The following is a 12758-nucleotide window of genomic DNA, read 5'->3' on the forward strand; positions in this document are numbered from 1 at the left end:
CTCCCATTTGAAACCCACGCTTAAAATGAGAAAAAGCATACAGCGCTTAGGAATTGTCATCTTATTTTTAAGCGCTTTCCTAACAATTGGCTATCTCACTCCCAGAAAATGGGGAAATTACTCGCAAGCAGATTGCACAATCTCTCTATACATTTCCAACCAAGGCATTCACACCGAAATCATCGTTCCAGTTAAAAATGAATATTTTGACTGGAATCAATTTTTACCGCTAACAGAAATAGGGCGGGAGGCGACTTCTGATTATAAATATTTGTCTTTTGGCTGGGGAGATAGAGCTTTTATGCTGGAAACCTCCACCTCAGCAATCATCAACCCAGTTACAGCTTTCAAGGCGCTATTTCTCCCTACTCCGTCTACCGTACACGTTCAAAGTTATCGGGTTCTCCCCCAAAGTATAGAAACCAAATGTGTTAAAATTAGCGGCAAAAATTATCTGAGGCTGGTAAATTTTATTAAAAATTCATTCCTATTAGACGCAGCAGGTAATAAAATTAAAATTAGCTACGGCTACGACAACAGCGATAGTTTTTATGAAGCAAAAGGCAGTTACTCTATTTTGAGAACTTGCAATGACTGGACGGCAGAAGCTTTGCAAAAAGCCGATGTCAATACTCCTTTATGGTCAACGCTTTCTTCGGCGATTATGTTTCATTTAAATAGCGGTTGCGAATGTCAAAAATAAATGGTAATGGATAATACCATTTTAGATTTTAAATTTTAAATTTTAGAATTCGGAATGAATGATTATGTATGGGTTGGGATATTGCCTAAAGTTGCATTCTTTTTTTTAGCTGGTATAATTAGCAATTTGAGGAAAAATTATGAATGTAATTCCAGCGATCGACTTATTGGATGGAAAATGCGTCAGATTATATCAGGGAGACTACGCGAAGTCTCAAACTTTTAACGACAACCCCGTCGAAGTCGCCAGACAGTGGGTAAATGAAGGCGCGACAATGCTGCATTTAGTAGACCTCGACGGCGCTAAAGCAGGTCATCCAGTCAACCAAGCAGCCATAGAAGCGATCGTCCGATCAGTAGACGTTCCCTGTCAAGTAGGTGGGGGAATGCGCGATCGCACTTCTGTTGCTGCTATCCTCAATTTAGGCGTCCGGCGGGTCATTCTCGGCACTGTCGCCGTCGAACAACCCCAATTAGTCGGCGAATTGTGCGCCGAATTTCCCGGCAGAATTCTGGTCGGCATCGACGCCAGAAATGGTAAAGTTGCTACTAGAGGCTGGCTAGAAACTTCGGAAGTTTTAGCGACAGAATTGGCGCAAAAAATGGCCGAGTTAGGGGCGGCTGAAATTATTTACACCGACATTCACCGTGACGGTACTATGGAAGGGCCAAATTTGGAATCTTTGCGCGAAATTGCTAACGCTATTTCGATTCCGGTGATTGCTTCCGGCGGCGTTAGTTCGATCGCCGATTTGTTGAGTTTGCTGGCTTTGGAACCAATTGGTGTCAAAAGTGCGATCGTCGGTAGGGCAATTTATACCGGCGATATCTTGCTAAAAGAAGCAATTCAAGCAGTCGGACAAGGGCGGTGGCAGGATGTACCGCCAGATTTGGGTTCTTCAAGCTTTGCTTGATTATCTGAATCCTTTTGCGCGCGTTAACCAAACCGGAACCCTTGAGTTTGTCTGCGTCCGGGATTATCTGGTTTCAACGTCTTTCTTACCAGAAAGAATTGGTTTAAAGCCGGAACCCATAAGCGGGAGAAATTAAAAGAAGACTATTCATTACTCCAATCCTCTTCCTTCCAGGTAGAGGTCGCTACCCGTGCGGTCAACTGTCAACTGTCAACTGTCAACTGTCAACTGAACATCATCGTACCCATGTTTTTGAACCATACAATTACAGCTTTAAGTTCTGGGATGGCTTCTCTAGTTGCCCCCATACCTTTGTTAGCAACAGTCGAGGCAGAAAATTCGCCGATCGTCCTCAGCGGAGTTTTGCTCACTTTGGTAGTGATTTATCTCGCCAGTAAATTAGGCGCGGAAGCGGCTCTAAAGTTTGATTTTCCGCCGGTTTTGGGTGAACTTGTAGCAGGGGTAATTGTTGGCGTATCTGCTTTACACCTAGTCGTTTTTCCCGGAAGCGGGCTGTCAGCATCCAACTCAGGGATTATGACAGTTCTGCAATCGATTAATCATCTGTCTCCTGCCGCCCTCACCAGTGTCTTTGAATCGCAGAGTGAAGTCATTGCAGTGCTAGCAGAATTAGGCGTGATTATTCTGCTGTTTGAAATTGGCTTAGAGTCGGATCTCAAACAACTGAAAGCAGTGGGAATTCAAGCCACCGTTGTCGCCTGCGTAGGTGTGGCAGTTCCCTTTGCCGCTGGTACTGCGGGCTTGATGATAATTTTCCACACGGCGGCGATTCCGGCGATTTTTGCAGGGGCTGCTTTGACGGCAACCAGCATCGGAATTACCTCCAAAGTGTTGTCTGATTTAGGACAACTGAGCTCTAAAGAAGGTCAAATTATTGTCGGTGCGGCGGTGATTGATGATGTGCTAGGAATTATTGTCCTGGCTGTTGTCGCCAGTTTAGCCAAAACCGGTGAGATTGATGTTGTTAATGTCATCTATTTGATTGTCAGTGCAACTGCGTTTCTGCTAGGTTCGATTCTGTTGGGGGGCATCTTCGACAAAACCTTCTCGGCGGTGGTGGGTCAACTCAAAACTCGCGGCAATATTATCATTCCGGCATTTATTTTTGCCTACTTCATGGCTTTTCTGGGCAATGCAATTCATCTCGAAGCGATTTTGGGTGCCTTTGCTGCCGGCTTGGTTTTGGATGAAAGCGATGCGCGCCAGGAGTTGGATGAATTGGTGAAACCCATCGCCGATTTATTTGTACCCATCTTTTTTGTAACGGTGGGGGCACGCGCAGATTTGGGAGTTTTGAACCCAACAGTACCGGATAATCGGGCGGGGCTTTTGATTGCCGTATTTTTGATTGCGGTGGCGATTGCGGGCAAGTTGGTGACAGGCTGGGCGGTGTTTGGTCAGCCTGGAATCAATCGATTGGCGATCGGAGTGGGGATGATTCCTCGGGGCGAAGTCGGGTTAGTGTTTGCCGGCATCGGTTCGGCGAGTGGGGTTTTGGATAAACCGTTAGAAGTCTCGATTATTATCATGGTGATTCTGACGACTTTTTTGGCTCCGCCTTTTCTGCGGATTGCCTTTGGGGATACGGTAGAGCCTCCTGCTAGTGGGGAACTTTCTAGCGAGAAAATTGTTTGATATCAAATCCGCCCTTCATCGTCCTGTATTCATCTCTCTGTTCTCTGACTCTGCGTTCTCTGCGTTCTCTGCGGTTTAATCATTCCAATGCAACCGGAAACGATATGATTGAGGGAATTTGAGTCTGGGCGATCGACTGATTGAGAAACAAAGGTCGATCGTCCCAATTGTTTTACCCGTAATATCCTGTCCCCTCGATTACCCGAAATCAGGTAGGGGGCGGGTTCACCAACCATATCTGCCAATAATTGACAATCTCAAAAACCCGCCCCGGCCGGGATATTATGGTCAATCGATCGCCCAACTTGTTTTACCCGTCATACTTTTTATTCAGCAACTTTAATATCCTTCTCTTCCTAGGGATCTTTCGTAACTCCTAATTTAGATAAATCAGTTAATTCCATAATGATATCCGTTTTAAAACTCAGCGTTAAATCTTTGAGAGCCTTCGCGATCGCCACTTGAGAAGTAGGTATTTGTTCAATTAATTGCAGCACGAGATCCCCATCACAATAGCACGCCGCATCATACATTTGCTGTAACCATTCGGGGGGCATCATTGCTAAAGCATCTCTGGACAATTCAACCCTCGGCAGTGAAGAAGACTCTTGAGTGGTACGGGGCGGGATGCGATTTGCTTTATTCTCCTCTCGCGGCAGTATCTCCGTTAACATTTGTAATAACTGTGCGATCGTGTAAGGTTTTAACAAAAATGTTTTGACATTAGCATCTAATGCCAGCTTTCTGTTAGCAAGGAGTCCGCTAGTCGCAATTATCTTCACCCCAGGATTAATTTCTTGCAACGCGCGCATTGCGGAAACACCATCTAGGTTTGGCATCATCATATCCATTAAAACGACACTAATTTCCTGTTGATGTTCCCTATAGAGAGCGAGGGCTTCAAGCCCATCACTAGCGAGTATTGTTCTGTAGTTATAGTTTTCTATAAAAGTCTGTGTTGTCTCTCGAATAGAGGCTTCATCATCAACAATTAAAATCAACTCGCCCTTACCTCTAGGCATTGCTTGTTCTACGGTTGTGAGGCTCACTTCTCCCTCTATAGCTGGAAATAAAACCTGAAATTCCGTACCCTTACCCAACTCGCTATAAACCTTGATAAAACCGCCATGATTTTTGACAATCCCCATTACTGTTGATAATCCTAGCCCTGTTCCTTTGCCAACTTCCTTGGTAGTGAAAAAGGGGTCAAAAATTCGGTTTAACAATTCTGGCGGAATACCAATTCCTGTATCAGCCACCGTCACAGCCACATAACAGCCTACTTTTGCTTCCAAATTCAGCAGGGCATTATCTTCATCCAATTGGCGATTTTCGGCAGAGATGCTCAAAGTTCCTCCTGATGACATGGCATCCCTAGCGTTAATCATCAGATTCATAAATACTTGGTGTAGCTGGGTAGCATCACCCGATATTGTCCATAGTTCCCTTGCGGGAATTTTAGTCGAAATAGTTATTGATTTGGGAAATGTGTGTTGAGCAATACCGATCACTTCTAGGAGCAAATAGCCTAGTTGTAATATTGCCGATTCACCATCACTTGTTCGACTAAAAAGAAGAATTTGCTTTACCAAGTCAGCCCCACGTTTAGCACTACCCGAAAGGAGTTTTAACAGTCTTTCTGTCGGTTCATTCATATTGGTAATTTTGAGAGGAAGTAGTTGACTCGCTCCCAAAATCGGGGTTAAAATGTTATTGAAATCATGTGCAATTCCACTTGCTAACGTCCCTAAGCTCTCTAATCGCTGGGCATGGTAAAATTGTTTTTCAAGTTGTTTTTTTTCACTAATATCACTATTAACAACAAGGATACAGCGGGATTGGTAAAATTTATTTTCTATCAGCGTTTTACGACTTTCTACGATTATATTCTTACCTGTTTTAGTAAGTTGCTCTATTTCTCCCAGCCAACTGCCTTGATCGGTAGTGATTTGGATCGCCTCAGTTAGTGTACACGGTTGATTAAATAAGGTTTGAGTTTTCTGCCCTATAACTTCGGCTTCTGCCCAACCATATAAACGTTCAGCTCCTTTATTCCAAAATAAAATACGATCGTCTAAATCTTTTACAAAAATGGCATCACTAGCAATATCAATTAAGGCTGCTTGTTCCGCAATTTTTTGCTCTCTTTCTTTACGTTGGGTAATATCCGTAATAATTTCTATGCCCACCCAACAATCTTGTTCTTTATCCCATTCAGCAACATAGTTTGAGGCAAGCCATCGAATCGTGCGATCGCCATGCAAAAACCGATATTCGATAATACCCGATCGCCCTGCTTGAATATTTTCGATCAATGAGGCGATCGTTTTGTCTCGATCTTCGGGCAATATATTCCCTATGAATAAGGCAGAATCTGCTTGCACTGCTTCTAAGCTATAGCCAAAAATCTGTTGAGTTCCGCCTGTCCAAGAATCGATCTCTAAAGTACCATCAGTCAAAAGACGAAAATTTTTAATAACGGCGAGCGCGCTGTTGAGAATCTGACTAAGTTTCCCAGCTTCTTTTATTTTAGATTCTGTAATATCAGTAACAATAATACTATTAACTAAAATCTCATCTATCTGAAGTTGTTTTAACGACAATTTAACAGGTACTTCCTTATTTCCCGTTGCTGCGATCAAAGATAATTCTCTAGTGAGATTTGTTTCGCTCTGAACCTGCTGCAAAAGTAGTAAAAATGCTTTTTTATACTTGGGGGCAATAAAGGTTTCTAATTGAGAGCCTATCAGATTTTTTAAAGGACAATTTAAGAGTTCAGAGAGTCGCTTATTACAGTACAAAATCAAACCTTCCGAAGATACGGTAGCCGCTCCTTCGCCCATTTGTTCCACTAAACACTGATAAACATAATCTGCCCCCTGAAGCGTAAAAACTCGCTCTCCTCGCGGAGTAGAAACAACAACAGCATCAACTTCCCCAGCACGAATGGCCTGCAACGTTTCTTCCGCTACATTTAGGCGTTCCTGCACCTCGACCAATTCCCGATGTAGGGTTTCGACTTCTGGGCTCATTTTTTCAAGAGGGGTCAGAGAATTATTCATTATTTTGCTCTCCAATTATATTTTTTTTAGGCAGAAGATCAAGACCAATTAAGACTTTTTCTGTATTCGATAAATTGCCAATTATCTTTTGTAAGGGCAGAGGTAACTTTTTTATCAATGTGGGAACAGCCACAATGTTCTCCGAAATAACAGCTTCTGTCTGTTGATAAATATCAATAACTTCTAACTCATAACGCCCTTGGAGATGTTCCTCACAAATCTTTTTGATGTTTCGCAACGCCGTCACCGATTGAATCGTTGTACCCGAAATATAAAGACGTAGGGTATAATGCTGTTCCTGCGATTGGGACAGGGACTGTTCAAAAAGTTCTGTGATTGTTTGTTTAACATCTTCGGAGTCAATCATTGTTAGTACCTCTATCTTGAGTTAGTGTTCATCGACTACACGAAGAATTTGCAGTCCTACCAGAACTTTTTCGGTATTGGATAAATCACCAATAATCTTTTTAATCGGTTCTGGCAATTTTCTAACGAGAGTCGGTAGAGCAACGATGCTATCTTCTATGGCGAGATGGGGTTGTTGACTTAAGTCAATAATTTCAATGGTATATTGACCGTGAAGATATTCCTCACATATCTTCTTCAAATTGGCAAAAGCAACGAGAGATTTAGGTGTCTGTCCCGCCACATATAACCGCATTTGCCAAAGCTGTGACCCTTGTGTGTGAGTGGGCTGTGATAAATTATCTGTTAAATAATCGGTCATGTTTTTTATCCTTAGAGATAGGTTTTAGGGATTAAGATGACGTAATCTTGCCATAAACGTTCGATTCTCCAGCACCGCTTTTTCTTCCTCTTGTTCTTCTTCAAACAGCAAATCTAACTCCGCATCTCGATTGAGCAATTGCATTTGTAGAGCATTTATCTGAGCTTGTACGAGTTTTTTCTCTTGTTCATACTCGCGTTTTTTTTGTTCAAAATTCTGTCGGCGTTTTTTAGCGGCAGATTGTTCCTTTAGTTCTTGAGTGACTCTTTCCGTTCCTGTTAATACCTTGCCATCTCCCAAGTAAACCTCGACCAACTTTACGCCTTCATTGGTGACGATAAATTCCCGTACTTGATTAGAGTGCATCATACCACGAGATTTGAGGGCATAGATAATCCGATTGCGCTCCCCATTCACCTTGAGCGTTTGGAGTTCTAACCAAGTATCCATCAGAGAAGAAACACCCACTTCTGTCTGTTCGTGGTCATGGTCAGCATCACCACCCGTTAAGTTGGTCATAAAAACGGTTATTTGCTTACTTTTTAAATAGTCAATTAAACGCATGAAAAAGTTTTTTGTTTGAACCAAACTCCCACTCAAGACGAGATTACTCATCGGATCAATGATGATTGTCCTTGGTTTAAATTCTTGTACCCAGCGATGAATTTTAAACAAACGCATTTCTAAATTGTAATTGGTGGGACGAACCGCATCAAATTGGAGTAATCCCTGCTCTACATAAGGAGCTAAGTCAAGACCAATCGAGCTTAAATTGCGGATAATTTGTTGGGGCGATTCTTCAGTGGCGAGATATAAACACCGTTCGCCCCTCAAACAGCTTGCGTGGGCAAAATAATTTGCCAGCGTTGTTTTCCCCGTTCCAGCCCTGCCTGTGACAAGAATACTGCTACCCCGATAGTAGCCTTTGCCACCAAACATTTCATCAAGTTCGGTAATCCCCGTTGAGACTCGCTCATTAGAAACCTGATGGTCTAATTTTAAGGAAGTAACGGGTAAGACCGAAATGCCATTTTCTTCAATTAAAAAAGGATATTCATTATTACTATGACGAGAGCCGCGATACTTGACAACTTGAAGGGTTCTTGTGGCGATATCTTCAAAGGTTTTTTGATCTAATTTGATCACACAATCCGAAACGTATTCTTCTAAACCTTGACGGGTTAAGGTGTTATCTCCTCGCTCCCCTGTGATCACGGCTGTCACACCTTGGTCTTTTAACCAATGAAATAAACGGCGTATTTCTGAGCGGACAATGTTGGCATTGGCTAAACCAGAAAACAAGACTTCAATCGTGTCTAAAAGTACCCGTTTAGCGCCAATTTTTTTTATCGCATACCCTAGACGAAGAAATAGGGCTTCTAGGTCATATTCTCCTGTTTCCTCAATTTCGCTGGGTTCAATATAAATGTGATCGATTAATATTTTTTCGTCAGCAATTAACTGATTTAAATTCCACCCTAAAGAGGCGACGTTTTGGGTAATTTCTGACGCAGTTTCTTCAAAGGTGACTAAAACGCCTGGTTCTCCGTACCGCGTTGCTCCGCGCACAAGAAACTCCACACCAAATAAGGTCTTACCGCAACCCGCTGACCCGCAGATTAAGGTTGGTCGGCCTTGGGGCAAGCCTCCATCGGTGATTTCATCGAGTCCCTGAATTCCCGTTGGGCATTTGGATAATTGTAAATCTTGAATTTTCTCCATAAAAGATTAAAAATCCCTTTTTGATAGGAGTTACATAAGCGCACAATTATCCTACCTCCGACACTTGAGGAATGTGTGCTTGTGTGTAGATTACCTGTATATGCTCAACACTAGCACTTTTTCTCACTTTAGTACCCATAGCTTTTCGTTTCTTCATGGAATCGTCAGCAGGCGGCAGATTACATCGTGGGGGAGCATCTCACTTGTGTAGTCCAGCAAGCTAGAAATCTAAGTTGTGAGGCAGAAGGCAGGAGGAAGAAGGCAGGAGCCAGAAGAAGTGTGGTTACAAATATGAGATGCTCCCCATCGTGGCAATTGAGAGAAGGCAGGCAATAAGGAATGAGAATTAAATAACTTGCATTTTTTGTAGGTGGGGCCCGTCGAACGAAACCCAACGCCACGCTTGATTGTTGGGCCCAGTGAAGCGGAGGGTTCGTTCCACTGGGCCCAACCTACGGAAGTTATTTAATCCACCATCCTAAGCTGTTGCAAAAATAATTAGGACGGGCTCTGGGGCCCATCCCACAAGAAAAAATAACTCTTGTGGGATGGGCCCCAGAGCCCGTCCCAGGAAGAGTTTACACTCATTTAACCTCAAAAACAAGTAAGGACACGGCAGTGCCGTGTCCCTACAAATATCACCGGAAATTAACCAGATTTACGATTACTTAACAAACAGCATTTCTTGATAAGTAGGCAGAGGCCACAAATCATCAGCCACTTCACCTTCCAGAGCATCCGCATACTGGCGAACCTCATCCATCAAAGGACGAATTGTTTGCGAAGCATATTGCATATGGTCTTCTGTCGAAGCAAAATCGTGCTTGCTCAAAGCATCACTCAACTTGCTCGCAGTATCCATCATGGACTTAAGCAAGACCGCTACTTTTTCGGCACTTTCCTTTTCCAGTTCAATCCCAATCTCTTTCAATTTAGAAATCGTGCCAGAAAGTTCAGCTAAATACCTCACCGCTGCGGGGTAAATAATAGTTTTAGCCATGCTTATTACCAGTTTTGCTTCGACTTCAATTGCCAGCAAATACTGCTCTGCATAAACATCGTAACGGCTTTCCAATTCCACGGGAGTCAGAACACCTGTCTTTTCAAACAAGTCTTCAATGTATCCTTCCTTCAATACGGGCAAAGCATCTGCCGTAGTCCGCAAGTTAGCTAAACCCCGTTCCTCAACAGCCATTTTGTGCCATTCTTCCGAATAGCCATTGCCGCCAAATATAACCGCGCCGTGCTCATCCATCACTTCTTTCAAAACAGTTTGGATGGCAGCATTCAGTTCAGTTCCGTTAGCCAAATCGCTTTCTAATTTGTTAGCAATCCAGTCCAAAGAATCTGCAAGGATTGTATTCATCGCCACCAGCGGCCCGGAAACAGACTGACCGGAACCTACTGCACGGAATTCAAATCGGTTTCCAGTAAAGGCAAAGGGCGAAGTCCGGTTTCTGTCCCCAGCATCCTTCATGAAAGTAGGCAGTGTTTCTACACCTAAGTTCATAATTCCCCGACATTGAGAGTCCTTAATTTCTCCCCGGCTAATTTGCCCGAAGATATCTTCTAATTGCGAACCCAAATAGACAGAGATAATTGCTGGCGGAGCCTCATTTGCACCCAATCGGTGGTCGTTGCTGGCAGTCGCAACTACGGCGCGCAACAGCGGCCCGTATTTGTGAACTCCGCGAATCACAGCGCCGCAGAATACTAGAAATTGTATGTTCGAGTGCGGTGTATCGCCTGGGTCTAATAAGTTTCCTTGGGTGGCATTGCCGACCGACCAGTTGACGTGTTTGCCAGAACCGTTAATGCCGGCGAAAGGCTTCTCGTGCAGCAAACACATAAAACCGTGTTTCTTCGCAGTGTTGCGGAGAATTGTCATGGTTAATTGTTGATGGTCGCTGGCGACGTTTGCAGCTTCAAAAACTGGTGCAATTTCAAACTGACCGGGAGCTACTTCGTTGTGGCGGGTTTTGGCAGGAATTCCCAGCCGGTACATTCTTTCTTCTACTTCCTGCATGAAGACTTGAACGCGCTCTGGAATCGCTCCAAAATAGTGGTCGTCAAATTGCTGACCTTTCGCAGGAGGTTTGCCAAAAAGGGTGCGACCTGCTAGCAGTAAATCGGGGCGACTGGTGGTGAAATTGGCATCTACCAGGAAGTATTCTTGTTCGGGCCCGCAACTGGAATTGACGGGAGCAACTTCGGTATTTCCTAATAGCTTTAACACTCGGATTGCTGCTTTGTTCATTGCGGCAATGGAACGCAAAAGCGGCGTTTTCTTGTCTAAGGCTTCACCTGTCCAGGAGATGAAAACAGTGGGAATGCACAATGTCATGCCGTTGTCTGTTTCCATGACATAAGCAGGGCTGGTGACATCCCAGGCTGTATATCCGCGAGCGGCGGCAGTGGAGCGAATGCCGCCGTTGGGGAATGAGGAGCCATCGGGTTCGCCTTGTACTAGAACTTTGCCGGCAAATTCTGAGATGACGGAGCCATCGCCTTGCACTGAGATGAAAGCATCGTGCTTTTCGGCGGTGCTGTTGGTTAGCGGGTAAAATACGTGGGCGTAGTAGAGGGCTCCTTTGGAAATAGCCCAATCTTTCATTGCGGCTGCAACTACATCAGCTACGGAATCATCGAGTTTTTGGCCTGTTTGAACGGTGTTTTTTACTGATTTGAAAATACTTTTGGGCAGACTTTCTTGCATTTTGCTCAGACTAAAAACGTCTGTTGCCCACAAATCTTCTAGCCGCTTGGGAGGCTGGGCAGGCATCTGTTTGCGGTTGACGATTTGAGAAATTGCTTGAACGCGCGATTGGTTTCCACTCATGGTTATTTTTATTGGGATTGCAGGACGAGTTGTTGATAAAAAATAGATGTTAGCAAAAGTCTAACTATTGACGAATATCCTGGATTTACCCAAGATTTTGCACCATTCTCAAGAACGGGCTCTTCGGCCCGTTCCACAAGAGATCAATTTTCTCGCTTCACAGCCCGTCCAGCCTGTTCATAAAAGGCTAATTGAGAATGGTGCAACATATGAGATTTACCCAACATTTTTTGTCAAAGCTAACTTTTGCGAGAATGCCTTTTTTGGCAGGCTCTACAAGATTGGATGAGCGAGGCGCAATCACTTCGCCGTCCACCGGGCGTGACAATCCTGTGTGAGATGCGGTTGGATTTCGGTTATTAGCAAGAAGATAGATGGCAAGAGCCTGTACAAACTTGAGTCAACATTATAGATGTCTGCACTGCACAAATTTAGTAACTAATATTCACCCTGGTCAGCTCAAAAATTTTGTGCGAATCAATTCCGATGAATTCAGGTCAAAACTACTTATGGTTTTTAACGGTTCGACGATCGATAAATCGCAGTCCAGCAAACAACGCACTCGTTTAGGGGTTTTGGAGAATTATGGAGAGTACACAATCTACACTTGGAGAGTTTAAACAATCATTAACTAAATAAATGTATCGCAGGCTACAGAATTTTATGTTTTTTTTAGAAAGGTCGATCGCACACAACCGCAGGATTTCAGTGTAACAGGACGCGGGGCGCTAAAACAGGGGGGCGATCGTACATTTACAGGGCTTACGCAGGCACACTATATATAATGTGGGAAGAAAGGGAACTCTCTTTTTCAAACTTTTGAGCAATCGTCATCAGATTAAAAATTTAACTTCTCACAAAGTCACCGACTCTCTTATACAACAAGCGACAGACGTATAGCTGGGTATTTAAGTTCATTTCAAGGTGATGAAAAGACTTAAGGCAAATGTTATCCCTCTGTTAGAAACTGCTGCGTAAATTTTTAGCAGGGAGCTGATACGTAAATGAACACGTAACAGCCGTGAGCCTCCCAAAGCTTTATGTCCCCAGCTTCAAGACCTTGTCATTACCAACATATTTTAAAGTGGAACTGAGGTGTATTAGAGTCAGAGTATGAAATTGAGTAATTTCACAGA

Annotated in this window: 8 protein-coding genes; 3 read left to right on the forward strand and 5 right to left on the reverse strand. The window is 43.7% G+C overall.

The genetic code is table 11. The annotated features are described in order from the left end of the window. The first annotated feature begins 25 nt into the window (after positions 1–25). The 3 genes from QUB06_RS15395 (at position 26) to QUB06_RS15405 (ending at position 3272) form a co-directional block, all read left to right on the forward strand. Positions 26–703: a TIGR02117 family protein gene (locus QUB06_RS15395; RefSeq protein ID WP_333435990.1), complete on the forward strand. Its 678-nt coding sequence runs from the start codon at positions 26–28 to the stop codon at positions 701–703. A gap of 139 nt (positions 704–842) precedes the next feature. Beyond that, positions 843–1616, forward strand: a complete 774-nt coding sequence (hisA, locus tag QUB06_RS15400; protein WP_333435991.1) for a 1-(5-phosphoribosyl)-5-[(5-phosphoribosylamino)methylideneamino]imidazole-4-carboxamide isomerase — start codon at positions 843–845, stop codon at positions 1614–1616. Between the two features lie 246 nt (positions 1617–1862). After that, positions 1863–3272: a cation:proton antiporter gene (locus tag QUB06_RS15405; RefSeq protein WP_333435992.1), complete on the forward strand. Its 1410-nt coding sequence runs from the start codon at positions 1863–1865 to the stop codon at positions 3270–3272. A gap of 356 nt (positions 3273–3628) precedes the next feature. On the opposite strand, the gene QUB06_RS15410 is transcribed toward QUB06_RS15405, so the two are convergent. The 5 genes from QUB06_RS15410 to QUB06_RS15430 form a co-directional block, all read right to left on the reverse strand. Continuing rightward, positions 3629–6334 carry a PAS domain S-box protein gene (locus QUB06_RS15410; RefSeq protein WP_333435993.1) on the reverse strand — a complete coding sequence of 902 codons (2706 nt, stop codon included), beginning with the start codon at positions 6332–6334 and terminating at the stop codon, positions 3629–3631. Next, positions 6327–6701: a circadian clock KaiB family protein gene (locus tag QUB06_RS15415; RefSeq protein ID WP_333435994.1), complete on the reverse strand. Its 375-nt coding sequence runs from the start codon at positions 6699–6701 to the stop codon at positions 6327–6329. Before QUB06_RS15415 ends, QUB06_RS15410 begins: the two co-directional genes overlap by 8 nt. Positions 6702–6722: 21 nt before the next feature. Further along, positions 6723–7061: a circadian clock KaiB family protein gene (locus tag QUB06_RS15420; protein ID WP_333435995.1), complete on the reverse strand. Its 339-nt coding sequence runs from the start codon at positions 7059–7061 to the stop codon at positions 6723–6725. Between the two features lie 24 nt (positions 7062–7085). Then, positions 7086–8783 carry a circadian clock protein KaiC gene (kaiC, locus tag QUB06_RS15425; protein ID WP_333435996.1) on the reverse strand — a complete coding sequence of 566 codons (1698 nt, stop codon included), beginning with the start codon at positions 8781–8783 and terminating at the stop codon, positions 7086–7088. A gap of 664 nt (positions 8784–9447) precedes the next feature. After that, positions 9448–11622, reverse strand: coding sequence for a glutamine synthetase III (locus tag QUB06_RS15430; protein WP_333435997.1), 2175 nt, complete (start codon positions 11620–11622; stop codon positions 9448–9450). Positions 11623–12758 lie beyond the last annotated feature (1136 nt).

Origin of the sequence: Microcoleus sp. D2_18a_D3 (assembly GCF_036702455.1) — a bacterium.
In the GTDB taxonomy this organism is placed as follows: domain Bacteria; phylum Cyanobacteriota; class Cyanobacteriia; order Cyanobacteriales; family Microcoleaceae; genus Microcoleus.

Bases quoted from the DNA above. Each gene is read 5' to 3' on its own strand.
- kaiC (WP_333435996.1), bottom strand. From the start codon at position 8,783: ATGGAGAAAATTCAAGATTTACAATTATCCAAATGCCCAACGGGAATT.
- QUB06_RS15410 (WP_333435993.1), bottom strand. From the start codon at position 6,334: ATGAATAATTCTCTGACCCCTCTTGAAAAAATGAGCCCAGAAGTCGAA.
- QUB06_RS15395 (WP_333435990.1), top strand. From the start codon at position 26: ATGAGAAAAAGCATACAGCGCTTAGGAATTGTCATCTTATTTTTAAGC.
- QUB06_RS15420 (WP_333435995.1), bottom strand. From the start codon at position 7,061: ATGACCGATTATTTAACAGATAATTTATCACAGCCCACTCACACACAA.
- QUB06_RS15430 (WP_333435997.1), bottom strand. From the start codon at position 11,622: ATGAGTGGAAACCAATCGCGCGTTCAAGCAATTTCTCAAATCGTCAAC.
- hisA (WP_333435991.1), top strand. From the start codon at position 843: ATGAATGTAATTCCAGCGATCGACTTATTGGATGGAAAATGCGTCAGA.
- QUB06_RS15415 (WP_333435994.1), bottom strand. From the start codon at position 6,701: ATGATTGACTCCGAAGATGTTAAACAAACAATCACAGAACTTTTTGAA.
- QUB06_RS15405 (WP_333435992.1), top strand. From the start codon at position 1,863: ATGTTTTTGAACCATACAATTACAGCTTTAAGTTCTGGGATGGCTTCT.